This window comes from Pseudomonas guariconensis (assembly GCF_040822035.1).
GTDB lineage: Bacteria > Pseudomonadota > Gammaproteobacteria > Pseudomonadales > Pseudomonadaceae > Aquipseudomonas > Aquipseudomonas guariconensis.
Window position 1 is genome coordinate 1308972 of the sequence record NZ_CP162012.1, and the last position, 23878, is coordinate 1332849.

The 23878-nt window shown below is 60.5% G+C and carries 26 protein-coding genes and 1 tRNA gene; 22 read left to right on the forward strand and 5 right to left on the reverse strand.

From position 1 onward, the window contains the following. Window positions 1-73 precede the first annotated feature (73 nt). Window positions 74-150 (reverse strand) — tRNA-Met (locus AB1N67_RS05920). A 221-nt stretch (window positions 151-371) separates the two neighbouring features. On the opposite strand from AB1N67_RS05920, the gene dinB reads away from it, so the two are divergent. Continuing rightward, on the forward strand, window positions 372-1430 hold the full coding sequence (gene dinB / locus AB1N67_RS05925; protein ID WP_167358118.1) for a DNA polymerase IV: 1059 nt from the start codon (window positions 372-374) through the stop codon (window positions 1428-1430). Window positions 1431-1466: 36 nt separating this feature from the next. Here the strand turns inward: dinB and AB1N67_RS05930 are convergent, their stop codons facing one another. From AB1N67_RS05930 to AB1N67_RS05940, 3 genes are all read right to left on the reverse strand, one after another. Next, window positions 1467-2420: a hypothetical protein gene (locus AB1N67_RS05930; RefSeq protein ID WP_367863856.1), complete on the reverse strand. Its 954-nt coding sequence runs from the start codon at window positions 2418-2420 to the stop codon at window positions 1467-1469. Between the two features lie 18 nt (window positions 2421-2438). Next, on the reverse strand, window positions 2439-4154 hold the full coding sequence (locus AB1N67_RS05935) for a proline--tRNA ligase (protein WP_043209534.1): 1716 nt from the start codon (window positions 4152-4154) through the stop codon (window positions 2439-2441). Between the two features lie 162 nt (window positions 4155-4316). Beyond that, window positions 4317-5585: an OprD family porin gene (locus AB1N67_RS05940; RefSeq protein WP_197853451.1), complete on the reverse strand. Its 1269-nt coding sequence runs from the start codon at window positions 5583-5585 to the stop codon at window positions 4317-4319. Between the two features lie 716 nt (window positions 5586-6301). Between AB1N67_RS05940 and AB1N67_RS05945 the strand changes: the two genes are divergently transcribed. Together AB1N67_RS05945 and AB1N67_RS05950 are read left to right on the forward strand one after the other, a co-directional pair. Beyond that, on the forward strand, window positions 6302-6721 hold the full coding sequence (locus AB1N67_RS05945; RefSeq protein WP_367863593.1) for an HIT family protein: 420 nt from the start codon (window positions 6302-6304) through the stop codon (window positions 6719-6721). Window positions 6722-6725: 4 nt separating this feature from the next. Then, the gene (locus tag AB1N67_RS05950) at window positions 6726-6932 is read left to right on the forward strand and encodes a SlyX family protein (protein ID WP_043209527.1); all 207 of its coding nucleotides are present in this window, start codon (window positions 6726-6728) and stop codon (window positions 6930-6932) included. 48 nt (window positions 6933-6980) lie between these two features. Here the strand turns inward: AB1N67_RS05950 and AB1N67_RS05955 are convergent, their stop codons facing one another. Beyond that, window positions 6981-7574, reverse strand: coding sequence for a cold shock domain-containing protein (locus AB1N67_RS05955; RefSeq protein ID WP_182817697.1), 594 nt, complete (start codon window positions 7572-7574; stop codon window positions 6981-6983). A 267-nt stretch (window positions 7575-7841) separates the two neighbouring features. Between AB1N67_RS05955 and AB1N67_RS05960 the strand changes: the two genes are divergently transcribed. The 19 genes from AB1N67_RS05960 to AB1N67_RS06050 all read left to right on the forward strand — a co-directional run bounded on the left by AB1N67_RS05960 (window position 7842) and on the right by AB1N67_RS06050 (window position 23848). Then, the gene (locus tag AB1N67_RS05960) at window positions 7842-8315 is read left to right on the forward strand and encodes a Dps family protein (RefSeq protein WP_043209523.1); all 474 of its coding nucleotides are present in this window, start codon (window positions 7842-7844) and stop codon (window positions 8313-8315) included. Between the two features lie 168 nt (window positions 8316-8483). Further along, complete coding sequence (locus tag AB1N67_RS05965; RefSeq protein WP_043209566.1) at window positions 8484-8804, forward strand: ribbon-helix-helix domain-containing protein; 321 nt, start codon at window positions 8484-8486, stop codon at window positions 8802-8804. A gap of 99 nt (window positions 8805-8903) precedes the next feature. Next, on the forward strand, window positions 8904-9125 hold the full coding sequence (locus tag AB1N67_RS05970; protein ID WP_043209521.1) for an FmdB family zinc ribbon protein: 222 nt from the start codon (window positions 8904-8906) through the stop codon (window positions 9123-9125). A 94-nt stretch (window positions 9126-9219) separates the two neighbouring features. Next, window positions 9220-10995 (forward strand): aspartate--tRNA ligase, encoded by a 1776-nt coding sequence (gene aspS, locus AB1N67_RS05975; RefSeq protein WP_043209519.1) that lies wholly within the window; start codon window positions 9220-9222, stop codon window positions 10993-10995. A 110-nt stretch (window positions 10996-11105) separates the two neighbouring features. After that, a complete protein-coding gene (locus tag AB1N67_RS05980) occupies window positions 11106-11852 on the forward strand; it encodes a YebC/PmpR family DNA-binding transcriptional regulator (RefSeq protein WP_043209518.1) in 747 nt (248 codons plus the stop codon). 181 nt (window positions 11853-12033) lie between these two features. Beyond that, complete coding sequence (gene ruvC, locus AB1N67_RS05985) at window positions 12034-12558, forward strand: crossover junction endodeoxyribonuclease RuvC (protein WP_043209516.1); 525 nt, start codon at window positions 12034-12036, stop codon at window positions 12556-12558. A 108-nt stretch (window positions 12559-12666) separates the two neighbouring features. Beyond that, complete coding sequence (gene ruvA, locus AB1N67_RS05990) at window positions 12667-13284, forward strand: Holliday junction branch migration protein RuvA (RefSeq protein WP_043209514.1); 618 nt, start codon at window positions 12667-12669, stop codon at window positions 13282-13284. Next, on the forward strand, window positions 13281-14324 hold the full coding sequence (gene ruvB, locus AB1N67_RS05995; protein ID WP_043209512.1) for a Holliday junction branch migration DNA helicase RuvB: 1044 nt from the start codon (window positions 13281-13283) through the stop codon (window positions 14322-14324). The genes ruvA and ruvB overlap by 4 nt, the downstream gene beginning before the upstream one ends. 125 nt (window positions 14325-14449) lie before the next feature. Continuing rightward, window positions 14450-14902, forward strand: coding sequence for a tol-pal system-associated acyl-CoA thioesterase (ybgC, locus tag AB1N67_RS06000; RefSeq protein ID WP_043209510.1), 453 nt, complete (start codon window positions 14450-14452; stop codon window positions 14900-14902). A gap of 2 nt (window positions 14903-14904) precedes the next feature. Then, window positions 14905-15600 (forward strand): protein TolQ, encoded by a 696-nt coding sequence (tolQ, locus tag AB1N67_RS06005; RefSeq protein ID WP_043209509.1) that lies wholly within the window; start codon window positions 14905-14907, stop codon window positions 15598-15600. Window positions 15601-15614: 14 nt separating this feature from the next. Further along, a complete protein-coding gene (gene tolR, locus AB1N67_RS06010; protein WP_012315816.1) occupies window positions 15615-16067 on the forward strand; it encodes a protein TolR in 453 nt (150 codons plus the stop codon). After that, a complete protein-coding gene (gene tolA / locus AB1N67_RS06015; protein WP_043209507.1) occupies window positions 16067-17143 on the forward strand; it encodes a cell envelope integrity protein TolA in 1077 nt (358 codons plus the stop codon). Before tolR ends, tolA begins: the two co-directional genes overlap by 1 nt. A gap of 26 nt (window positions 17144-17169) precedes the next feature. After that, entirely contained in the window at window positions 17170-18441 is a 1272-nt protein-coding gene (gene tolB / locus AB1N67_RS06020; RefSeq protein WP_043209564.1) for a Tol-Pal system beta propeller repeat protein TolB, read from the forward strand. Between the two features lie 52 nt (window positions 18442-18493). After that, a complete protein-coding gene (gene pal / locus AB1N67_RS06025) occupies window positions 18494-18994 on the forward strand; it encodes a peptidoglycan-associated lipoprotein Pal (protein ID WP_043209505.1) in 501 nt (166 codons plus the stop codon). Window positions 18995-19000: 6 nt separating this feature from the next. Beyond that, the gene (gene ybgF / locus AB1N67_RS06030) at window positions 19001-19807 is read left to right on the forward strand and encodes a tol-pal system protein YbgF (protein WP_070572287.1); all 807 of its coding nucleotides are present in this window, start codon (window positions 19001-19003) and stop codon (window positions 19805-19807) included. 203 nt (window positions 19808-20010) lie between these two features. Then, window positions 20011-21498 (forward strand): DUF6538 domain-containing protein, encoded by a 1488-nt coding sequence (locus AB1N67_RS06035; RefSeq protein WP_023381904.1) that lies wholly within the window; start codon window positions 20011-20013, stop codon window positions 21496-21498. Window positions 21499-22040: 542 nt separating this feature from the next. Beyond that, on the forward strand, window positions 22041-22667 hold the full coding sequence (locus AB1N67_RS06040) for a recombinase family protein (protein WP_186600706.1): 627 nt from the start codon (window positions 22041-22043) through the stop codon (window positions 22665-22667). 498 nt (window positions 22668-23165) lie between these two features. After that, window positions 23166-23513, forward strand: coding sequence for a hypothetical protein (locus AB1N67_RS06045; RefSeq protein WP_261239523.1), 348 nt, complete (start codon window positions 23166-23168; stop codon window positions 23511-23513). Continuing rightward, window positions 23513-23848 carry a hypothetical protein gene (locus AB1N67_RS06050; RefSeq protein ID WP_186600704.1) on the forward strand — a complete coding sequence of 112 codons (336 nt, stop codon included), beginning with the start codon at window positions 23513-23515 and terminating at the stop codon, window positions 23846-23848. The genes AB1N67_RS06045 and AB1N67_RS06050 overlap by 1 nt, the downstream gene beginning before the upstream one ends. The last annotated feature ends 30 nt before the right edge of the window (window positions 23849-23878 follow it).

Genomic DNA, 23878 nt, shown 5'->3' on the forward strand with positions numbered 1-23878 from the left:
CTTTGATTTGTCGTAGATTTTTTCTAAGACAAGAAAAAAGGCCACTGTATCGACAGTGGCCTTTTTCTGAATCTGGTTGCGGGAGCCGGATTTGAACCGACGACCTTCGGGTTATGAGCCCGACGAGCTACCAGGCTGCTCCATCCCGCGCCTGTGAGATCGAATTCTACGGAAATCCTCTGCCATGTCAAGCGCTATTTCGGAAAAACCCTTTTTTGTTCAATCTCTTAGCGTTTGAATAAGGGCTGCAGCTCAGCAATGACGGGGCTTGCATCGGATTGGAAGGCTTTCCGACAGGCCGGCTCTGGAACACATGGCGACGCACCGGTAGTATCTGTATGAATTTACAGTGCTGACGGTCATCCATGTCCTTGCGCAAGATCATCCACATCGACTGCGATTGTTTCTATGCCGCAATCGAAATGCGCGACGACCCGCGTTTGGCAGGGCGCCCGATGGCCGTGGGCGGGGCGCCTGAGCAGCGCGGGGTGATCGCGACCTGCAATTATGAGGCGCGTGCCTATGGTGTGCGCTCGGCCATGTCTTCGCGTCATGCGCTCAAGCTCTGTCCAGACCTGTTGATCGTCAAGCCGCGCTTTGAGGCTTATCGCGAGGCCTCTCGGGAAATCCACGCCATTTTTCGTGACTACACCGACTTGATCGAGCCGCTGTCGCTGGACGAGGCCTATCTGGATGTCAGCGACAGCCAATGGTTCGCCGGCAGCGCCACGCGTATTGCTGAAGACATTCGCAAGCGGGTCGCTCGGACGCTGCACATCACGGTTTCGGCTGGCGTGGCGCCGAATAAGTTCTTGGCCAAGATCGCCAGCGACTGGCGCAAGCCCAATGGTTTGTTCGTGATAACCCCCGACCAGGTGGAAGCATTCGTAGCAGCCTTGCCGGTCGCAAGGCTGCACGGCGTGGGCAAGGTCACGGCGGACAAACTGGCACGCCTGGGTATCGAAACGTGTCTGGAGCTGCGCGAGTGGTCGCGCTTGGCTTTGGTGCGGGAGTTCGGCAGTTTTGGTGAGCGGTTATGGGGGCTGGCGCGGGGTATAGATGAACGAATCGTACAAAATGACAGCCGGCGTCAATCTGTAAGTGTCGAAAATACCTACGATACCGACTTGCCGGACCTGGCGAGTTGCCTGCAGAAACTGCCCGAGCTGCTCGAGAGCCTGAACGCGCGCATTGCGCGCATGGATAACAGTTACCGGCCGGACAAACCGTTCGTGAAGGTAAAATTTCACGACTTCAGCCAGACGACCCTGGAACAGGCTGGAGCCGGTCGTGATCTGGAGAGCTACCGACAGTTGCTCAGCCAGGCGTTTGCCCGGGGTGGCAAGCCAGTACGGTTATTAGGCGTGGGAGTTCGATTGCGAGATCTGCGTGGGGCGCATGAGCAGTTGGAGCTCTTCCCGCCGCAGTGAGTGAAGGGGAGGGGCCGCTAGGCAGCCCCGGCGGGTTTACTGTATTCCAGGGTCGGCAACCAGTCGCCCGGTGTCCTTGGTCAGTGCTTGCAGGAAGTCCCGTTGCAGCTCCGGATCATTGCGGGTCAACTCGATCAGGCTTTGCTCCAGCTCGCTGGCTTCTTCTTCCAAGCCCAGCTCCGACAGGCGCTTGACCCGATGCACCCATTGGCCGACATCGTCGCCCTCGAGGTCATCGAAGATCAGCTCGTGGGCTTCGAGCAGCTTGCCACGCAAATTGCTGCTGACCAGCAGGCTGGCATCGCCGCGCACACCATTGTCCTCGTCGGCTACATGCAGGTGCAGGGTGCCGATGTGATTGAGGTTCTGCTCGGAGAACGGGCTGTCGAGCAGGTTCAGGCGAAGTACGCCGTTATGGTCGGTGGTCAGCTCGTGGGTCAGTTTGCCAGCCTTGACTTCGACCAGGCGTTCGCTCCAAGGCAGGCTGGTGTACTCCTCGCGCTTGTCCTTCTGCACTTCGCTGACCCCAGCCAGGTTCTGCTGCGCGCGACCATTGGACGGCACGTTCATGAACGGGTTGAGCCCAGCCAGGCCGTAACTGAGCCAATCGTGAGTGATGCTTTCCGGTAGATTGCCCAGGGCGAACACGTTGACCACGTTGGCGCCGACACCGGCCACCACGGCAACCGCGCCCAGGGGGATTTCATAGATCTCTCGCCAGGGTTGGTAAGGCGTGTAGCGGTCGTAACGGCGAGTGACTTCGAACTCGGTAACTTCGAAGCGCTTCTGTTCATGAATACGTACGCGCCGCTGGGGAAGCTCCATCACCTTGGGCTCGCCCACGTCGATTTGCAGGGTATGTTCGAGCAGCTTGCGCTCGGCGCGCTCCTCATGCTCGCTGCGTTGGGACATCTGGTTGGCGCAGCCGCTGACGAGCAGGGCGCCGCACAGTGCGGCGCCCCCCAGGGTAAAGGTGCTTCTGGACATGATCACTCGTGCGGTGGGCTATCAGCGACGGATGCGGGCTTGCAGGAAGGTCAGCACTTCGTTGAGCGGCAGAGGCTGGGCTTCTTGCTCGGTACGGTGCTTGTACTCCAGGTTGCCCTCGGCCAGGCCGCGGTCGCTGACCACGATGCGGTGAGGGATGCCGATCAGTTCCATGTCAGCGAACTTGATGCCGGGGCTGGTCTTCTTGTCGCGATCGTCCAGCAGCACTTCGAAACCGGCGGCAGTCAGTTCAGCGTACAGCTTGTCGGTCGCTTCGCGAACGGCGTCGGTTTCATAACGCAGCGGTACCAGGGCGATCTGGAAGGGCGCCAGGGCATCGTTCCAGATGATGCCCTTGTCGTCATAGCTCTGCTCGATAGCGGCGGCGACCACGCGGGAGACGCCGATGCCGTAGCAGCCCATGGACAAGGTTACCGGTTTGCCGCTCTCGCCCAGTACCTGGCACTTGAGCGCCTCGCTGTACTTGGTGCCGAGCTGGAAGATGTGGCCGACTTCGATGCCGCGCTTGATGACCAGGGTGCCCTGGCCGTCCGGGCTTGGGTCGCCCTCGACCACGTTGCGCAGGTCGGCGACCTGAGGAACCGGCAAGTCACGTTCCCAGTTGACGCCGAAGTAATGTTTGTCGTCGATGTTGGCGCCGATGCCGAAGTCGCTCATCAGGGCGACCGAGCGGTCGATGATGCATTCGAGCGGCAGGTTCAGCGGGCCCAGGGAGCCTGCGCCAGCACCGATGGCGGCGCGCAGCTCAGCGTCGGTTGCCATGACCAGTGGGTCGGCGACCTGCTCGAGCTTGGCGGCCTTGATTTCGTTCAGCTCATGGTCGCCACGGACCACCAGGGCGATCAGCTTGCCTTCTTCGGCGCCGCGCACGATCAGGGTCTTGACGGTCTTTTCGATCGGCAGGCCGTAGTTCTCGACCAGTTGAGCGATGGTCTTGGCATTCGGGGTGTCTACCAGGCGCAGCTCCTCAGTGGGGGCTGGACGCACGGTTTCGCGTGGAATGGCCTCGGCCTTCTCGATGTTGGCGGCGTAGTCGGAGCTGTCGCTGAAAATCACGTCGTCTTCGCCGGATTCGGCCAAAACGTGGAATTCATGGGAGTAGCTGCCACCGATGGAACCGGTGTCTGCCTGCACCGGACGGAAGTCCAGGCCCAGGCGGGTAAAGATGTTGGTGTACGCCTGGTGCATGCGGTCGTAGGTTTCCTGCAGGGAAGCCTGGTCGGCATGGAAGGAGTAGGCGTCCTTCATGATGAACTCGCGACCGCGCATCAGGCCGAAGCGCGGACGGATCTCGTCACGGAACTTGGTCTGGATCTGGTACATGTTCAGCGGCAGCTGTTTATAGCTGGACAGCTCGTTGCGTGCCAGGTCGGTGATGACTTCTTCGTGAGTCGGGCCAACGCAGAAGTCGCGGTCATGGCGGTCCTTCAGGCGCAGCAGCTCAGGGCCGTATTGCTCCCAGCGGCCGGATTCCTGCCACAGCTCCGCGGGCTGGATGCTTGGCATCAGCACTTCCAGGGCGCCAGCGGCGTTCATTTCCTCGCGGACCACGGCTTCGACCTTGCGCATCACCCGCAGGCCCATCGGCAGCCAGGTGTACAGGCCGGAGGCCAGCTTGCGGATCATGCCGGCGCGCAGCATGAGCTGGTGGCTGATGACCACTGCATCGGCAGGGGTTTCTTTCTGGGTGGCGAGCAAATATTGACTGGTACGCATGGTGGGCCGTGTCGATTGCCTAAGACGTTGAAATGACCCCGCATTGTACGGGGGCGGAGCGAAGGCGTACAGGATGCCCCAGGGCGGGGCGCTTGTCAGCCAAGAAAAAGCCCGGCGTGATCGCCGGGCTTTTTCGGTGCGGGGCAATTGCAAGCCAGGGGCTTACAGGATGCTCAGCGGGTACTCGACGATCAGGCGCAGTTCGTCGATCGATGGCGAGCTGTTCAGGTACACGGCGTCGGAAGAGCGGTAGGTAGCCTGACGGATACGGAAGCTCAGATCCTTGGCCGGACCTTCCTGCAGCACGTACTTGATATCGATGTCGCGCTCCCATTCTTTGCCGTTATCGCCGCTCGAAACGTTGGCGTCGGTACCACGCACGTAACGGGTCATGAAGGTCAGGCCTGGAATGCCGTACTCGGCGAAGTTCAGGTCGTAGCGAGCCTGCCAGGATTTCTCGTCTTCGGCGTTGAAGTCGGAGCGGGCCACGGAGTTGGCCAGGAAGATGGTGCCGCCACCGTCGACGCCGTAAGCGTAGTCGCCGTCACCGGTCACTTTCTGGTAGGCCAGGGTGAAGGTGTGAGCGCCGATGTTGTAGGCGCCCGACAGGCTGAATGCGCGGTTGTCGAGCTTGTCGCCATCGAAGGCGCGGGCCAGGTGGCCTTCGCTCTTGGTGTCATAGATGTTGAAGTCGAACACCAGGCCTTGCTTGTCGGAGATCGGCAGCGCCCAGTTGACGTTGGCGTAGTACTTGCGCCAGTAGTCTTCGACCTTGGAGTAGTAGAGGCTGGTGCTCAGGTTTTCGGTGAATGCGTAGGTACCACCGACAACGTTGGCTTCCTTCAGGTGAAGGCTGTCGCGGTTGGTTTCTTCCTGAGCGGTCAGGCTGGTGAAGTGACCGGCGTGCAGGGTCAGGTCCTTGATCTCGTTGCTGGTGATCAGGGTGCCTTGGGCGATTTCTGGCAGCAGGCGGCTGTCGTCGGTTGCGAAGACTGGCAGGGCGGTGAATTGGTCGCCCACTTTCAGTACTGTGTCGGAGACGCGGAACTTAACAGCGCCGCCACCTTTGGAATAGTCATCCTGAGAGCGACCGTCTTCGCCTTGCGGGAACAGACCGGTGCCGGCACGCCCCTTACCGCTGTCGAGTTTCAGGCCCAGCATACCGATTGCATCGACGCCAACACCGACGGTGCCTTGAGTGAAACCGGATTCGTACGTGCCGACGAAGCCCAGGCCGGTTTCTTCAACTCGGCTCTTTGCGCCGTTGGGCACGTTGCGGAAGTCACGGCTGAAATACAGCATACGGGTCTTGACGTTCAGCTGGCTGTCTTCAATGAAACCCTTGGATTCGTCCTGCGAAGAGGCCACTGCCAACTGCGAGGTCCCTGCCGCAACGGCCAGGGCGATCATGCTCCACTTCATCACGCGCATCGTGATTTGCTCCTTTGGTTTTTAGGAAGTACCGCTTCACCCTGCTCTTTTAGTTATAGGGCGAGCTCTTTCTTGTTATGTCGGCGAAAATGTATATCACGCTGACTATTCTTGGCGACACTGAAAAAACAACCTTTAGGGAACTTTTTCAACATGTCGCGTTTGGCTATTTCCATGTCGCAAATTACGCCCAGTTTCGGGGCGTATAACGCCAGCGCTGTAACAATTCTGTAAACACACCTGGCTGGTGGAACAACCTGGGTATCCCTGCCGCTTTTTTTATTGTCTCGTGCACCGAGGTGCCTCGTGACTTGGTCGGATGGGAATGCAACAAGCGTGCTCAAAATCACGATTTGTTCATGAATTTTTCACAGTCCCTCTGGCAGGGATGGCAAAGGTCCATAAATACGGGGCGAAAAGCGTCTGATGGTGTGCCAAATCGCGGCCACGCTCGTGGGCGAAAAGCTACCTTAAAAGTCAACGTGTTACCGAAAACTGTTAAGCCGCGCACAAAGCAGTGGGGTGTGTTGCGCTGTCGGCTCCTTTTTGGTGCGAAAAGTAGCGCAGTGTTACCGGGTTGTGCGTACAAGTGTGCTGCTCGCCGAAAAAGACAGCCCTTGCGGTGGCATTTCATGCTGGCGCTGTTGAAGCAAGGTATCCTTCGCTCATCTCGCCCGCGCTCTGGCCGGGCCGTTTCGTCTTGAGGAGATATTGCCGTGTTCGTTCTGGATTCGCGTTTGCAGCAGGATTCCCTGGTGTTGGGAGACTTTCCATTGAGTCGCTTGTTGCTGAGCAAGGATGCCAACTACCCCTGGTTTATCCTGGTGCCGCGGCGCGCCGATATCAGCGAACTGTTTCAGTTGAACGAAGCCGACCAGCAGCAGCTCTGGAAGGAAACCACTTACCTGGCCGAAATACTCAAGGACAGCTTCGCTGCCGACAAGCTCAACGTCGCGACTTTGGGCAATGTGGTGAGCCAACTGCACATGCACGTGATCGTGCGCCGACGCGACGACGCGGCCTGGCCCGCGCCAGTATGGGGGCGGGTGCCTGCTACCGAGTACACCGCCGACCAGATCGACTCGATCCGTCAGCGTTTGCGGATGGTGTTGAACGATGACTTCCGGGAGGTCTAAGGCTATGTCGTTGGAATCCCGAGTCATCGAGCTGGAAAGCCGTCAGGCGTTTCAGGACGACACCATTCAGGCGCTGAATGATGTGCTGGTCGAGCAGGGGCGGGTGATCGAGCGCCTGCAGCTGCAGATGGCCGAATTGATCAAGCGTTACGAGGAAGTGGTGGGGCAGTACGGTGGCGAGGGGGAGCAGGCGCCGCCGCCTCATTATTAAGGAGGGTGACCCTGGCGCGGAGGGATCCGCTGCGCCAGGGTCTGTCGGTCAGCGGCGGGAAACCGCGACCACGTCTTCAGCCTGCAGACCTTTGTCGCGGTGCATCACCGAAAACTCAACGCGCTGGCCTTCGACCAGAACGCGGTGGCCCTCGCCACGGATCGCGCGGAAATGCACGAAAATGTCGTCGCCCGAATCGCGGGAGATAAAGCCGAAGCCCTTGGAGGTGTTGAACCACTTCACCGTGCCGGTATCACGTGTGCCCGCATCTTGTGAGGTGCCTTGGTTGGCGCGTGGCTTCTTGAAGCTGCGGGCGAAGCCTGTGCCAAGGTGCAAGGCTACGGCCAGGGTGGCGCAGAGCAGGGCTGGCAGGTCGCCCAGTTCCGGGCGTGCCAGCAGGGTGATGGTCTGCAGGATCACCGCCAGCACCAACAAGGCGCACGCCAGCGATTGCAGTTGCTGGCGGGCGCCTTTGTAGTAGAGCGGCAGTGCAGGTGCCAACAGCAGGTTGAGCAGGCCGAGCAATGCCAGGTAGACGGCTTCAGGTTGCTCCAGGAACGGGGTTGCATCGGTTTTCAGGCTGGGTATGAGCGACAGCAGCAAAGCTGCTACGCCCGTCACCAGATGGACGATCTTGAACATTTGAGTGGGCTCACATTGATAAGGCCGATCACAGGAAGAGCTGGACGTGCGGTGCGCAGATACAAGGCGCGATCACGCAACTGGCCAGCCTATGCACCCGGCAATGACTGTCCGCACGGGTGGCACGGTGCCTATTTAACAGCAAAGGCAGGGGGTTCTCAAACCGTGAGGCGACGGCTTGTCCTGTGTCACGGGCAGGAGCGGGAGGGTCTGATACAGTTTTGGGGTGCCCGCTTGATGACCAAGCCTTATGGAAAGGGGAGCTTCATGGCAATCGATATCGGTATCAATGAAGAAGATCGCAAGTCCATCGTCGATGGGCTTTCCCGCCTGTTGTCGGATACTTACGTGCTGTATCTGAAAACCCATAACTTTCACTGGAACGTCACCGGCCCTGCGTTCCGCACCCTGCACCTGATGTTCGAAGAGCAGTACAACGAGCTGGCCCTGGCGGTCGACTCGATCGCCGAGCGCATTCGGGCGTTGGGCTTCCCGGCGCCAGGTTCCTATGCCTTCTATGCGCGTCACTCGTCAATCAAGGAAGAAGAGGGCGTACCGCCTGCCGAAGAGATGATCCGCCAGCTTGTTCAGGGGCAGGAGGCAGTGGTGCGCACGGCGCGTAGCATCTTCCCGGTCGTCGACAAGGTCAGCGATGAGCCGACCGCCGACCTGCTGACCCAGCGCATGCAGATCCATGAAAAAACCGCCTGGATGCTGCGGGTATTGCTCGAGGAAAAGTGATCGTTCGTTTGTAGGCTCCATCGATCCGACCCTGTCCAGGGTCGGGTCTTTCGTTTCGCCCGGAAGGTTTTGCCACTGCTTTGAAGGCCCTGACAGCGCTTTATTGATCTGCCCGGTCGTGCATGGGCGCGAGGGGATTTTTCCAGACAATGGAGTGGTGTGGTGGAAGTGATGCAACAAGGCAGGCGAGGCGCTTGCCAGGGAAAATGGCCGGGCAAGCAGTGCATTGACCCTTTTCGGGCAGATTTCGACATGATGCAGGTTCGGCCGGTCTCCCGGTCGGTCCGGCTCAATGGCTTTGCCACCTGCCTGCGGCTTGAGGTGGTCTACTGGCGTATTCTCGAACGCATCGCCCAGGCCAACCAATGCACGGTAAGCGCCGTGCTGTCCTACGTGGATCGGGAGGTCCACTTGCGTCACGGTGGGGTTCGCAACTTCAGTGGGCTGATTCGGGTGATCTGCGTGGCCTGGCTGCTCGATCCGCCCTGAGCACGCTGATCGCCGGGCGGGCTGCGCAGCTCTCCTTAACCATATATAATCCCGCTTTTTACTGCCCCGGCAGCGTTGTGGTTGACGAGAGACACCCCCATGCCCCTTTATGACTATCAATGTGCGTCCTGCGATCACCGGATGGAGGTGTTGCAGAAGATCAGCGCCGCACCACTGACCGACTGCCCGGCGTGCCAGGCTCCAGCCCTGAAAAAGCTGCTGTCGGTACCCGGCTTCCGCCTGAGCGGCAACGGCTGGTACGAGACCGATTTCAAGACCGGGGCGAAGAAGAACCTGGCAGGCGGCGACAAGGCCGACTGAGTTGAATTGCAGTGACTGGGTCTTGCAGTATTAGCCCCTTGGGCGGCCAAGACCTCCACCGAATACACGAATCACGAGAAGCGAAACCACCATCATGATGCGCAGCCATTATTGCGGCCAACTGAACGAGAGCCTGGACGGCCAGGAAGTCACCCTTTGCGGCTGGGTCCATCGTCGCCGCGACCACGGCGGGGTGATCTTCCTCGATATCCGTGACCGCGAAGGCATGGCCCAGGTCGTCTTCGACCCGGATCGCGCCGAGACTTTCGCCGCTGCCGACCGCGTGCGCAGCGAGTATGTCGTACAGATCACCGGCAAGGTGCGTCTGCGCCCGGCTGGCGCGGTCAACCCGAACATGGCGTCCGGCGGTATCGAAGTGCTGGGCTATGAGCTCAAGGTGCTCAACGAGGCGGAAACCCCACCCTTCCCGCTGAACGAATATTCCGATGTAGGCGAGGAAACCCGCCTGCGCTACCGCTTCATCGACCTGCGTCGCCCGGAAATGGCCGACAAGCTGCGTCTGCGCTCGCGCATCACCAGCAGCATCCGTCGCTACCTGGACGAGAACGGTTTCCTCGACGTCGAGACGCCGATCCTGACCCGCGCCACACCGGAAGGCGCGCGCGACTACTTGGTCCCGAGCCGTACCCACGCTGGCAGCTTCTTCGCCCTGCCGCAGTCGCCGCAGCTGTTCAAGCAGTTGCTGATGGTCGCCGGCTTCGATCGCTACTACCAGATCGCCAAGTGCTTCCGTGACGAGGACCTGCGTGCCGACCGTCAGCCGGAATTCACCCAGATCGACATCGAGACCAGCTTCCTCGACGAAGCCGAGATCATGGGCCTGACCGAAGGCATGATCCGCAAGCTGTTCAAGGAAGTCCTGGATCTTGAGTTCGGCGAATTCCCGCACATGACCTACGAAGAGGCCATGCGTCGCTACGGTTCCGACAAGCCTGACCTGCGTATTCCGCTGGAACTGGTCGATGTTGCCGACCAGCTCAAGGACGTGGACTTCAAGGTCTTTGCAGGCCCGGCCAACGATCCGAAGTGCCGCGTCACCGCTCTGCGTCTGCCGGGCGGGGCCAGCATGCCGCGCAGCCGCATCGACGAATACACCAAGTTCGTCGGCATCTACGGCGCCAAGGGCCTGGCCTACATCAAGGTCAACGAGCGCGCCAAGGGCGTCGAGGGCCTGCAGTCGCCGATCGTCAAGAACATCCCAGAGGCCAACCTGAACGTGATCCTTGATCGCGTGGGCGCCGTCGACGGTGACATCGTGTTCTTCGGCGCCGACAAGGCCAAGATCGTCAGCGAAGCCTTGGGCGCGCTGCGTATCCGCCTGGGCCACGACTTCGAGCTGCTGACCTGCGAGTGGGCACCGATGTGGGTCGTCGACTTCCCGATGTTCGAAGAAAACGACGATGGTAGCTTCAGCGCGTTGCACCACCCGTTCACCGCGCCCAAGTGCTCGCCTGAAGAGCTCGAGGCCAACCCGGGCGCTGCGCTGTCGCGTGCTTATGACATGGTGCTCAACGGCACTGAGCTCGGTGGCGGCTCGATCCGTATCCACCGTAAGGAAATGCAACAGGCGGTCTTCCGTCTGCTGGGCATCGGTGCCGAAGAGCAGCAGGAGAAGTTCGGCTTCCTGCTCGACGCCCTGAAGTTCGGTGCGCCACCTCATGGTGGCCTGGCCTTCGGCCTGGACCGCCTGGTCATGCTGATGACCGGCGCCCAGTCGATCCGTGAAGTGATCGCGTTCCCGAAAACCCAGAGCGCCGCGTGCGTCATGACCCAGGCTCCAGGTCTGGTGGATGCCAAGGCCCTGCGCGAGCTGCACATCCGTCTGCGTGAGCAGACCAAGGTCGAGTAATCGACCCAGGGCGCTTCCCTGGCGGAAGCGCCCACGCGCTTTGGCGCAGTTTTCTCGCGTTCCGCCCTTCGGGGCGGAACCTGTTTCTGTTTCAAGGATTCGGAGTCGTTATGGCTGGTCATTCCAAGTGGGCAAACATCAAGCACCGCAAAGAGCGCCAGGATGCCAAGAGAGGCAAGATCTTCACCAAGTGGATCCGCGAACTGACTGTCGCTGCCAAGCAGGGTGGGCCTGACCCGGCTTCCAACCCGCGTTTGCGCCTGGCCCTGGACAAGGCCCTGGGTGCCAACATGAGCCGCGACATTATCGACCGCGCCGTGGCGCGTGGTGCGGGCACCAACGAAAGCGACAACGTCGAAGAGCTGAGCTACGAAGGCTACGGTCCTGGTGGCGTGGCGATCATGGTCGAGGCCATGACCGATAACCGCAACCGCACCGCAGCGGCTGTGCGTCATGCATTCACCAAGTGTGGCGGCAACCTCGGTACCGACGGCTCCGTCGCCTATCTGTTCGAGCGCAAGGGGCAGATCAGCTTTGCTCCGGGCCTGGACGAAGACACCCTCATGGAAGCCGCCATGGAAGCGGATGCCGACGATGTGGTCGCCAATGACGACGGCTCCTTCGATGTATTCACTTCGTTCAACAGCTTCTATGCCGTACGTAACGCCTTGGAAGAGGCCGGCTTCAAGGCCGCCGACGCCGAGATCGTGATGCAGCCGACCACCAGCGCCGAGCTGGATCAGGAGGGAGCGGAGAAAGTGCTCAAGCTGATCGACATGCTCGAAGATCTGGACGATGTGCAAAACGTCTACTCCAACGCCGAAATTTCCGACGAGATCATGGAGAAGCTCGGCTAAGGTGTTCGGGCGCCCCCTACCAGCTCTGTAAGCTTGTCAGCGCCTGTACGGGCTTTGTAGGTAAACCCGCTCTCACAGGCATGGCGCCGCAATCGAAACCGGTGCCATGTCTGTGGGGCGGGTTTGCCCGCGAAAGGGCCGATGCAGTTCGCAAACATGCCTCCTTTCAATGACAGGCCCTATGACTCTGATTCTTGGTATCGACCCCGGTTCGCGCATCACAGGTTTCGGTGTGGTGCGTCAGACGGCTCGCGGCTGCGAGTACGTGGCGTCTGGTTGTATTCGCACAGGCAGTGGCGAATTGCACGAGCGGCTGCAGGTCGTGTTCCGTGGGGTGAGTGAGATCATTCGCCAGCACGGGCCGGTGACCATGGGCATCGAGCGGGTATTCATGGCGCGCAACGCCGATTCGGCTCTCAAGCTTGGGCAGGCTCGGGGCGCGGCGATCGTCGCGGCCGCCGAGGCGGGTCTTGAGATTGCCGAATACAGTGCCAGCCAGGTCAAGCAGGCCGTGGCCGGCACCGGTGGCGCCAACAAGGAACAGGTGATGTTGATGGTCATGCACCTGTTGAAGTTGACGCAAAAGCCCCAGGTGGATGCCTCCGACGCCCTGGCCATCGCGCTGTGCCATGCTCACACTCGGTCCAGCCTCATCCCGCATGGATTGGCCACAGCCCGGCGACGCGGTGGACGCTTGCGTCTGTAGCCGCTTCATGCGCTGATACATATTTTGTGTGGGGGGAACAGTCTCCCACTGCATTTGCTGATAGGGTGGACCGGTTTCTGGCCGGCACCCGAAGGAAAGGATCGGAACGTGATTGGACGTTTGCGCGGCACTCTGGCGGAAAAACAGCCGCCGCACCTGATAGTCGATGTCAATGGCCTGGGCTATGAGCTGGAGGTGCCAATGACTACCTTGTACCGGTTGCCGAAAATCGGTGAGCCGGTCACGTTGCACACCCATCTGGTGGTGCGTGAGGATGCCCATCTGCTCTATGGCTTTGCCGAAAAGCGCGAGCGTGAACTGTTTCGCGAGCTCATCCGCCTCAATGGGGTCGGGCCGAAGCTCGCCCTGGCCCTGATGTCGGGCCTTGAAGTCGATGAGTTGGTGCGCTGTGTGCAGGCTCAGGACGCCTCGGCGCTGGTGCGTGTGCCCGGGGTGGGCAAGAAGACCGCCGAACGCCTGCTGGTGGAGCTCAAGGATCGCTTCAAAGCGTGGGAAACCTCTCCTGCAATGTTCACACTTGTCTCTGATGGCCCAATGCCCGTCAGCACTGCCTCCAATGCGGAGGCCGATGCGGTCAGCGCCCTGATTTCCCTGGGCTACAAGCCCCAGGAAGCCAGCAAGGCAGTCGCGGCCATCGAGGGCAAGAGCGGTCTGAGCAGCGAGGAGCTGATTCGCCGTAGCCTTAAAGGAATGATCGCCAAGTGATCGAAACTGACCGACTGATCGCCGCCAATGGCCGCGATCGAGAAGAAATCCAGGATCGCGCTATCCGCCCTCTGAGCCTGGATGAGTACATCGGCCAGCCGGTGGTGCGCGAGCAGATGGCGTTGTTCATCCAGGCGGCGCGCGGTCGCAACGAATCCCTCGACCACACTTTGATTTTCGGCCCGCCGGGCCTGGGCAAGACCACCCTTGCCAACATCATCGCCCAGGAAATGGGCGTGTCGGTCAAGAGTACATCGGGGCCCATCCTCGAGCGTCCAGGTGACCTGGCCGCGATGTTGACCAACCTGGAGCCCCATGACGTGCTGTTCATCGACGAGATCCATCGGCTGTCGCCGGTCGTCGAGGAGGTGCTCTATCCAGCGATGGAGGACTTTCAGCTGGACATCATGATCGGCGAGGGCCCGGCGGCGCGTTCGATCAAGCTCGATCTGCCACCGTTCACTCTGGTCGGCGCTACAACCCGTGCTGGCATGCTGACCAACCCGCTGCGCGACCGCTTCGGCATCGTCCAGCGCCTTGAGTTCTACAGCAACAAGGATCTGGCGACCATCGTCAGCCGCTCGGCCAACATCCTCGGGTTGTCCATCGAGGACCAGGGGGCCTACGAGATCGCCCGTCGTGCCCGCGGCACGCCGCGTATCGCCAACCGCTTGCTGCGACGCGTGCGCGATTATGCCGAGGTTCGTGGCAAAGGACAGATCACCAAGGCCGTGGCGGACATGGCACTGAACCTGCTGGATGTCGACGAGCGTGGCTTCGACCATTCCGATCGCCGTTTGCTGCTGACCATGATCGAGAAGTTCGACGGTGGTCCAGTGGGGGTCGACAACCTGGCCGCGGCGATCAGCGAGGAGCGTCACACCATCGAGGACGTGCTCGAGCCGTACCTGATCCAGCAGGGTTACATCATGCGCACGCCGCGCGGGCGGGTGGTCACTCGGCATGCCTACTTGCATTTTGGCCTGAACATTCCAGGGCGCTTCGCCGAAGGCGGAGAGTTCTCCGATCCCGATGAATGACAGATCGAATCATGGTTTTCGTGGTCCTACCGCTGGCACGCGCTTGGCGCACTGGCAATAAGACATTATCCATGCAAAAACAGTTGCCGGGGCGGATTGGCAAGCTGAGGAGTAAGCACTAGAGTATGCGCGCGCAAAATGGCCTGGAACCGTTCGCTCACCGCTGTCGCGTCTATTACGAGGACACCGACGCCGGTGGCGTGGTGTATTACGTCAACTATTTGAAATTCATGGAGCGGGCGCGTACCGAGCGGCTGCGGCACCTGGGGTTTTCCCAGTCCGAGCTTGCCGGCCAGAACCTGTTGTTCGTAGTTCACTCCAGCGAAGCGCGTTACCACGCGCCGGCGCGGTTGGACGACGAATTGCGGGTGACCGCGCAAGTGCTTGAATTGAACCGCGCCAGCCTGCGCTTCGTGCAGCAGGTCTGGCGGGAAAAGGATGAAACACTGCTCTGCGAAGGGCAGTTCCTGGTGGCCGCCGTGCGCGCCGACACTTTCAAACCCCGGGCCATTCCCCCAGAACTGCGCGACGCCTTCCTGGCGGACGGCACGGGTACTCAATCGAATGCAGGAGAATAAGCGTGGAAGCTAACGTCGTCGACCATACCTCCATGTGGAGTCTGGTCAGCAATGCCAGTGTAGTGGTACAGCTGGTCATGCTGACCCTGGTGGCCGCTTCGGTCACTTCATGGATCATGATCTTCCAGCGCAGCACCATGCTGCGCGCCGGTCGTCGTGCGCTCGATGCCTTCGAGGAGCGCTTCTGGTCGGGTATCGACCTGTCCAAGCTGTATCGTCAGGCAGGCAGCAATCCGGACCCGGACTCGGGCGTGGAGCAGGTGTTCCGTGCCGGCTTCAAAGAGTTCTCGCGCCTGCGCCAGCAGCCGGGTGTCGACCCGGATGCGGTCATGGAGGGCGTCGGGCGTGCCATGCGCGTGGCCATCTCCCGTGAGGAAGAAAAGCTCGAGCAGAGCTTGCCGTTCCTTGCCACTGTCGGCTCCACCAGCCCGTACATCGGCCTGTTCGGAACCGTCTGGGGCATCATGAACTCCTTCCGCGGTTTGGCTTCGGCTCAGCAGGCGACCCTGGCCACAGTGGCTCCGGGCATCGCCGAGGCACTGATCGCCACTGCGATCGGTCTGTTCGCCGCGATCCCGGCGGTCATTGCCTACAACCGTTTCTCCGCCCGCAGCGAAGTGCTGATCGGTCGTTACTACACGTTCGCCGACGAGTTCCAGGCAATCCTGCACCGCAAAGTGCACACCAGCGAAGAGTAATCAGGTAGAAGCCCATGGCCCGAGTTCGCCACAAACGCAAGCCGGTCGCCGAGATGAACGTGGTGCCCTACATCGACGTGATGCTGGTGCTGCTGGTCATCTTCATGGTGACTGCCCCCATGCTCAACCAGGGCGTGAAGGTCGACCTGCCCAAGGTTTCCAGCGAAGCCTTGCCCCAGGACAACAACGTTCAGATCCTGACCATCTCGATCAAGGCCGACAAAACCTACTACTGGAACCTCGGCAGCGAAGTCGATACCGACAAGCAGATGGACAAGGCCATGACCTTGCCCGAAATGACCAGCGCGGTGACCAAGATCATCGCCGCCGGTCGCGACCAGGGCAAGCAGACCCAGGTCTTCATTCGTGGCGACAAGGCCGTCGACTACGGCGCGGTCATGGGTGCCATGGGCGGGTTGCAGAAGGCCGGTGTCGGTAACGTTGGCCTGATTACCGAGGCGCCCTGATGCAACAGCGAGAGCCATCCGCCTCGGAAAGCTACTTCTGGCCCACTGTCTGGGCCATTGGTCTGCACGTTCTGGTGTTCGCGATGCTGTTCGTCAGCTTCGCCATGACGCCTGAGCTGCCGCCGTCCAAGCCGATCGTCCAGGCTACGCTCTATCAGCTCAAATCCAAGAGTCAGGCGACCACCCAGACCAATCAGAAGATTGCCGGGGAAGCGAAGAAAACCGCTTCGCGCCAGACTGAGGTCGAGCAACTGGAGCAGAAGAAGGTCGAGCAGGAAGCTGTGAAGGCCGCGGAACAAAAGAAAGCTGACGCCGCTCAAAAGGCCGAAGAGGCCCGTGAAGCCGCCGAGGCGAAGAAGGCCGAGGAGGCTGCCAAAGCCGCTGAAGCCAAGAAGGCTGCCGAGGCCAAGAAAGCCGAGGAGGCGAAGAAGGCCGCTGAGAAGCAGCAGGCTGATATCGCCAAGAAGAAGGCCGAGGAAGAGGCCAAGAAGAAAGCCGAGGAAGAAGCCAAGAAACAGGCTGCCGAGGAGGCTAAAAAGAAAGCCGCCGAAGAGGCCAAGAAGAAAGCAGCCGAGGATGCCAAGAAGAAAGCGGCGGCCGAGGAAGCGAAGAAGAAGGCAGCCGAAGACGCCAAGAAGAAGGCGGCTGCGGATGCCCAGAAGAAAAAGGCGCAGGAAGCGGCCCGCAAGGCGGCAGAGGACAAGAAAGCTCAGGCCCTGGCCGAGCTGCTGTCCGATACCACCGAGCGGCAGCAGGCCCTGGCCGATGAGCGTGGCGATGAAGTGGCCGGCGATTTCGACGACCTGATTCGCTTGCGAGCAGCCGAAGGGTGGGCGCGTCCGCCGTCCGCACGCAGGGGCATGACGGTAGTCCTGCAGATCAACATGCTGCCCGATGGCACCATCACCAACGTCAGCGTGGCGCGCTCCAGTGGCGACGGTCCATTCGACAGCTCGGCGGTGGCAGCGGTGAAGAACATTGGTCGTCTGACCGAGATGCAGGGCTTGAAGCCGAACGAGTTCAATCCGTACCGTTCATTCAAGATGACATTTACACCTGAGGATCTAGCGTTGTGATTAAACGTCTGAAAGGACTGCTGGTCATGCTCTGCTGCGTGGCAGGTATGGCCGTGGCAGAGGAAAAGAACATCCTGGTCACCAGCGGCAGCGATCGGGCGACTCCGATCGCGGTAGTGCCGTTCGGTTTGCAGGGTGGCAGCGTGTTGCCCGAGGACATGGCCGAGATCATTGGCAATGACCTGCGCAACTCCGGCTACTACTCGCCCATTCCACGGCAGAACATGATCAGCCAGCCGACCCAGGCCAGCGAAGTCATCTTCCGTGACTGGAAAGCCCTGGGGGCCCAATACGTGATGGTTGGCAGCATCGTGCCGTCCGGCGGTCGCCTGCAGGTGCAGTACGCCCTGTTCAACGTCGCCACCGAACAGCAGGTGCTGACCGGCAGCGTTGCTGGTGGCGTCGACCAGCTGCGCGACATGTCGCACTACATCGCCGACCAGTCGTTCGAGAAGCTCACCGGCATCAAGGGTGCATTCTCCACCCGCATGTTGTACGTGACTGCCGAGCGCTTCTCCGCCAACAACACCCGTTACACCTTGCAGCGTTCGGACTATGACGGTGCCCGCGCCGTTACTTTGCTGCAATCGCGTGAGCCGATCCTGTCGCCGCGTTTCGCACCGGACGGCAAGCGTATTGCCTATGTCTCGTTCGAACAGAAGCGTCCGCGCATCTTCGTTCAGCACATCGATACCGGGCGTCGTGAGCAGATCACCAACTTCGAAGGCCTCAACGGCGCTCCGGCCTGGTCGCCAGATGGTTCGCGCCTTGCCTTCGTGTTGTCCAAGGACGGCAACCCGGACATCTACGTGATGAACATGGGCTCGCGCCAGATCAGCCGTGTAACTGCAGGCCCAGGCATCAACACCGAGCCGTTCTGGGGCAAGGATGGCAATACCCTGTACTTCACCTCCGACCGTGGCGGCAAGCCGCAGGTCTACAAGACATCGGTCAGTGGCGGTGGCGCCGAGCGTGTCACGTTCGTGGGTAACTACAATGCCAACCCGAAACTGTCGGCGGACGAAAAGACCCTGGTGATGATCCATCGCCAACAGGGCTTCACCAACTTCAAAGTGGCTGCCCAGGACTTGCAGCGCGGAAGTGTAAAGATTCTGTCGGACACCAGTCTTGATGAGTCTCCCACTGTTGCGCCAAACGGCACCATGCTAATCTACGCCACCCGCCAGCAGGGCCGGGGAGTCTTGATGCTCGTCTCTCTCAATGGACGCGTGAGGCTCCCGCTTCCTACCGCTCAAGGCGAAGTCAGAGAACCGTCCTGGTCCCCTTACCTGAACTGATGCGGCGTAATACTTTTGCTTAACACACTGGGGTTTCATTAGGAGTTTCACGATGGAAATGCTGAAGTTTGGTAAATTCGCTGCGCTGGCTCTGGCCATGGCCGTGGCTGTAGGTTGCTCCTCCAAGGGCGGTGACAACGCTGGCGAAGGCGCCGCTGTTGATCCTAACGCTGGCTACGGTGCCAACACTGGCGCTGTTGACGGCAGCCTGAGCGAAGAAGCCGCCCTGCGCGCAATCACCACCTTCTACTTCGAATACGACAGCTCGGACCTGAAGCCAGAAGCCATGCGCGCTCTGGACGTTCACGCCAAGGACCTGAAAGCCAATGGCAACCGTGTTGTTCTGGAAGGCCACACCGACGAGCGCGGTACTCGCGAGTACAACATGGCTCTGGGCGAGCGTCGTGCCAAGGCCGTTCAACGCTACCTGGTTCTGCAGGGCGTTTCCCCTGCTCAGCTGGAACTGGTTTCCTACGGCGAAGAGCGTCCAGTTGCCACCGGCAACGACGAGCAGTCCTGGGCTCAGAACCGTCGCGTAGAACTGCGTAAGTAAGTTCTTATGCGTATGTGCCGTCGTGCTGTAACCGTCCTCGCGCTCAGCCTGCCGCTCGCGGCTTGGGCTGAGGTTCCTGTAGTAGATGACAACGCAAGTGGCTATCCGCCTGCGGGTTATGGCACGAGCGGCGCCTATGCCGGGGCAGGGGCTTCGGCCCCTGCTTCTGCACAGGGCCAGCTGTTCATGCAGCTGCAACAGATGCAGGATCAGATTTCCCGCCAGCAAGGCATCATCGAAGAGCTGCAGAACGATGTCGCCCGCATGAAGCAGGAGAACCTGGAGCGTTACCAGGATCTGGACCGCCGCATCAACAGCGGTGTCGCACCTGCCGCGACTCCCGAGAATTCTTCCACCGGTGGCGCCTCCAATGCCGCCACCGGTGCCGCTGCTGGCGCCGCGGCCCAACAACCGGCCGCCAGCAGCGAACCAGGTGATCCGGCTAAAGAGAAGCTCTATTACGATGCAGCTTTCGACCTGATCAAGCAGAAGGATTTCGACAAGGCCAGCCAGGCCTTCGGCGCCTTCTTGCGCAAGTACCCAAATAGCCAGTACGCCGGCAATGCCCAATATTGGCTGGGTGAGGTGAACCTGGCCAAGGGCGACCTGCAAGGTGCCAGCCAGGCTTTCGCCAAAGTCGGCCAGCTGTACCCCAAACACAGCAAAGTGCCTGACTCGCTGTACAAGCTGGCAGATGTCGAGCGCCGTATGGGGCACACCGACAAGGTCAAGGGCATCCTTCAGCAGGTCATCACCCAGTATCCCGGCACATCTGCCGCACAACTGGCTCAGCGTGACCTGCAAAAGCTCTGAATATCGCCATTCGAAAGAAACCCGCGCTTGTCGCGGGTTTTTTCGTTAGAGGGATGGTGCACAAACTCCTTGCCGGATTACGGCGCAGGCCGCATCCTGCGGGCCTTGCAGCCCTGGGTTGACCGGGGCACAACAGCCGTTTAGAGGGCCATTTCACCGGGGCGCATGACCGGTGCACGTGACCCACTGCCAGGAGTTGCGCCATGTCGGATCATCTGATGAAGCGAGACGGGCGGTTCATCTACCGCCGCCGCTTCCCTGTCGAAGTTGCCAGCATTGTGGGCCGTACCGAGTTCCGAAAGGCGCTTGGCACCAGCGACCGCAAGGAAGCGCTACAGCTTGCCCGTGTGGTGTCGGTTGACTTCGACCGTACCTGCGCCGAAGCCCTGGCAGGGAGCGCCTGCGGTGGCGGTACAGGGGCGATGCAGGCCCTTGGCGGGGATGTCCCAGCGGTAACGGCAGAGCGCATCCTAGAGCGTCTGCGGGCCGTTGTAGACGATGCTACCCGGTCGGCTGTCGAAGCCCTTGAACCGAGCCAGCGGCAGGCCCCGACCTGGGCGGCAGAGCTTGAATGGCGCAAGGCCGCACTACAGGCGATTGCCGACGGGAAGCATCCCGGCGCGGCTGACTACAGCCCGATGGAGGCATTGGCCGCCCTGCGCGCCCTGGAGGCCCTGGAGAGGGGCGAGGTGCCCACGCTAGGGCAGCCCTCAACGCCTGAGCCAGCTAACGCTGTGCCTTCTATTGCGCCTGTTCCAGAGCACTCTGTACCTGCAATCCCTGCTCAACGGGCGCGGCATGGGCAGACCACCGCCGCCGAGTTTCAGCGGACCTTGGATAAGTACCTGGCCCAGGCTACACCCCGACGTGGACAGCAGGTGCAGACGCTGTGCCGGGACGCCCTACGTTGGCCAGCCACCCCAGCGGAGCAGGTCCAAAGCATTCTCGACTATGGCCAACGGCGCCTTGAGCAGGGCATGAAAGCGTCGTCACTCAATACCAGCACCAATGCCATTCTGGCCGTACTTCGCTGCATGCCTGGGTGGGAGGGGATCAAGCTGCCGAAGCTCGATGCCACAGCCAAGACGATTCGTTCCGGTGCTGGCGCCAGGAAGGAGGCCCGCCAGCCGATCCCCGTTGCAATGCTCAAGGCTTGTATCCAGAACATGCAGGACACGGCACCCGAGGTGGACTGTGCGGCGTTGCTCATCCTGGCCCGGTACGGCTTGCGCCCGTCTGAACTACTGCGGGAGGGACCGGAGGCATTGACGGTGCGGGAGGACATCATGGGCGGTAAGGAACTGGTGTTCCAGGCAGGGTTATCCGGTAGGAAGACTGATGCCAGCCGCCGTGACCTCCCGGTGCATGCCGATGACGCCCGGCTGTTCCGGCTGGTGCTGGCCGAAAGGGGAGAGGCTGCCGACCTGGGCCGTAGGACTGAGCAACGTGTCCGTCGATTGCATGACCTGTTGGGGCGTCGCCTGCCTGCCGGTTACACGTTGTATGGCGTTCGGCATACAGTGGCTGACCTGATGCGGCATGCCGGTGCCTCTGAGCATGAAGCCGGGGCAATCCTTGGGCACGTTGGTAAACAGAGCATGACCAGCATCTATGGTGGCAAGTCTGCGTTGAAGGCCCAGCGGGAGCTATTGGACAAGGTGCGCCAGTTGCTCGAAAGCCCAGCGGCCTAAATTTGTTGTAGTCGTGCGAGGGGAGGGTCTGACCCGATCAAGGCCAGAATCCCCCCGTGGGGTGCCAGTCAGGTCCCCACGGATTGATTGCGGTTAGCCTTCGTTTGCTACAAGGCTGTAGTCACAGGTCGAGCATCGGCGAACGGTGAGGGCGCCAACCTCCGCCACGCTGTGAAGTGTTTGCTTGGTGCAGTTCGGGCATTTCTGTCCCTTACCTTGGCCAGGCTCCACGACGTGATTCCATCCCCAGCCAGTTGCATGGCACTGAGTGCACTGCTTGACAGCGCCGTTGTTGTAATAGGTCTTCTGGGAGCACGAGGGACAGACTGAGCCAGGCATAATTCGGTTCCATGAGTGGTGGCTAAGGGCCGCTACTCTACATCACATTTGTTGCGCTCAAAAGGAATTGAAGTGTGGCGTTACGGGTATGCCTCAAGCGCTACCGTTCATCAATCAAGTGCTGGTGTAGCGATATTGTTGTTTGACGTATCTAAACGCTACACATATAGTCGCTACATCCAAACCGCTACAGGGCGACTATCATGATGATCCGTGCTTACCTCCGTGCCTCTACTGCCGAGCAGGACGCCAGCCGCGCTAAGGAACAGTTGCGAGATTTCGCCCAGCAGCATGGCCACCGCGTTGCTGGTTACTATGTAGAGAACGAATCCGGCGCCACGTTGCAGCGCCCGGAGCTGTTCCGCTTGTTAGCAGATAGCGAGCCTGGCGACATTTTGCTGGTCGAGCAGGTAGACCGATTGGCGCGATTGAATGAGGCTGACTGGTCAGCTCTGCGGGCCACTCTCCAGGCGAAAGGCGTACTTGTTGTTGCCCTTGACCTGCCGACCTCACATCAAGCAATGCTCCAGGCGAAAGCTGGTGACGACTTCACAGGTCGTATGCTGGCGGCTATCAATACGATGCTGCTGGATATGCTGGCGGCAGTCGCCAGAAAGGATTATGAGGACCGGCGCCGTCGGCAGGCGCAGGGCATCGAGAAAGCAAAGTCGGCTGGTGCTTATAAGGGGCGCCAGGTGGATGCCGATCTGCACCGCCGAATCGCGCAGTTATTGGAGGACGGCAAGTCGGTGCGCGGTATCGCTGACCTGCTCGACTGCTCGACCAATACCGTCCAGCGGGTCAAGCGGGAGCGCACAGCCAACGCCTGAGGCAGCCTCGCCGGTGTTACCACAGCGCCTGGGCATATCCGCCTGGGCGTTTTCGTTTCTAGGCCCTGGGAGCGGCTGTAGCGCCAGTTGTCGCGGTGCTGCACTCCCGGCCTGTTTTGTGCTGGCTCCGCGCCTGGCGGCACTCCCTATCAAGTTTTATTATTTGATAGATATCGTAAATGTTCCATACACCAGAGATAGTTAGACACCTGTCAATCTATCTCGACCGGTGCTGTACGTTACACCTACGTGATTCGCGGCGACCTGGGACCCTTCCGGGTCGCTGCGCTTTTTACTTCTGCACCGAAATTCGTCGTTGTCCGTCCGGCTGTGCAACGGCCAGGGCATACGAACCCACCTTTGGCGATATCTGAGATACCGAGCGGCACTCGTCGTGTTCTTGGATAGGTTCGATAGCAACGCACCTGCACACCACGCCGCTCTTGGCGTTTCCCTTTTCTTTTAGCGTGATCTGCATCCTGATAAGGAGGACTCACCGTGTCCGATCTGTATAAGCGGCGAGGCCGCAAGCCCTTGGCCGCTGCCCGTATCGTCGAGGTAATGCGGCGTTTGGCAACCCAAAATGCACCGGTTACCACCGCTGTGCTGCGCAAGCATCTGCCCGACCTTCCAGCGTCAAGTCTGCTCCGTGCTGTGCAGTGGCTGCGCGATGAGGCTGGTCTTCTGGTCCGCAACATCAACGGCACCAACGTGCGCGAATATCTGCTTGGCACGCAGCATCGCACCTGGGCGATCAACCTATCGCCTGAGCAAGTACGCCAGTCCGCACGTGCCGAAACCACCCTGCTGATCGTTCTTCAAGATGCAGAGCGAGGCAAGCCCTGATGGCACGTAGAAAGAAGATTGACCTCGACAGGCTGGGTCTTGAGCTGCTCGCCGAGACGATTGAAGGCACCAAGAAGCGGTACGCAGATGCTAAGGCTGAGGGGTACCCAGTGGACGCTGCCACGATCTCGGCGAGTGTGTCGTTGTTGAAGCTGATCGAGGCGACAAAGGCGGCTCGGGAGATTGATACCGCCGCAGAACTGGAGCGCCTCCGCGAGCAGTTCAAGCGTCCGCCAGCCAGCCGACCGGCAGGTCCTGCATCAGCGATCCAGAATGAACCCGCCGACCGAGCCGCCTTGCTCGCAGAGTACGGCATTACCGATCCCACTACTTAACCGATGGCCTGGCGCCTTCGACCGGAGGAA

Coding starts and splice junctions, on each gene's coding strand:
- AB1N67_RS05935 (WP_043209534.1), bottom strand. CDS start 4,154: ATGCGTACCAGTCAATATTTGCTCGCCACCCAGAAAGAAACCCCTGCC.
- AB1N67_RS05940 (WP_197853451.1), bottom strand. CDS start 5,585: ATGCGCGTGATGAAGTGGAGCATGATCGCCCTGGCCGTTGCGGCAGGG.
- AB1N67_RS05950 (WP_043209527.1), top strand. CDS start 6,726: ATGTCGTTGGAATCCCGAGTCATCGAGCTGGAAAGCCGTCAGGCGTTT.
- AB1N67_RS05955 (WP_182817697.1), bottom strand. CDS start 7,574: ATGTTCAAGATCGTCCATCTGGTGACGGGCGTAGCAGCTTTGCTGCTG.
- AB1N67_RS05960 (WP_043209523.1), top strand. CDS start 7,842: ATGGCAATCGATATCGGTATCAATGAAGAAGATCGCAAGTCCATCGTC.
- AB1N67_RS05970 (WP_043209521.1), top strand. CDS start 8,904: ATGCCCCTTTATGACTATCAATGTGCGTCCTGCGATCACCGGATGGAG.
- aspS (WP_043209519.1), top strand. CDS start 9,220: ATGATGCGCAGCCATTATTGCGGCCAACTGAACGAGAGCCTGGACGGC.
- AB1N67_RS05980 (WP_043209518.1), top strand. CDS start 11,106: ATGGCTGGTCATTCCAAGTGGGCAAACATCAAGCACCGCAAAGAGCGC.
- ruvC (WP_043209516.1), top strand. CDS start 12,034: ATGACTCTGATTCTTGGTATCGACCCCGGTTCGCGCATCACAGGTTTC.
- ybgC (WP_043209510.1), top strand. CDS start 14,450: ATGCGCGCGCAAAATGGCCTGGAACCGTTCGCTCACCGCTGTCGCGTC.
- tolR (WP_012315816.1), top strand. CDS start 15,615: ATGGCCCGAGTTCGCCACAAACGCAAGCCGGTCGCCGAGATGAACGTG.
- tolA (WP_043209507.1), top strand. CDS start 16,067: ATGCAACAGCGAGAGCCATCCGCCTCGGAAAGCTACTTCTGGCCCACT.
- tolB (WP_043209564.1), top strand. CDS start 17,170: ATGCTCTGCTGCGTGGCAGGTATGGCCGTGGCAGAGGAAAAGAACATC.
- pal (WP_043209505.1), top strand. CDS start 18,494: ATGGAAATGCTGAAGTTTGGTAAATTCGCTGCGCTGGCTCTGGCCATG.
- ybgF (WP_070572287.1), top strand. CDS start 19,001: ATGCGTATGTGCCGTCGTGCTGTAACCGTCCTCGCGCTCAGCCTGCCG.
- AB1N67_RS06035 (WP_023381904.1), top strand. CDS start 20,011: ATGTCGGATCATCTGATGAAGCGAGACGGGCGGTTCATCTACCGCCGC.
- AB1N67_RS06040 (WP_186600706.1), top strand. CDS start 22,041: ATGATGATCCGTGCTTACCTCCGTGCCTCTACTGCCGAGCAGGACGCC.
- AB1N67_RS06050 (WP_186600704.1), top strand. CDS start 23,513: ATGGCACGTAGAAAGAAGATTGACCTCGACAGGCTGGGTCTTGAGCTG.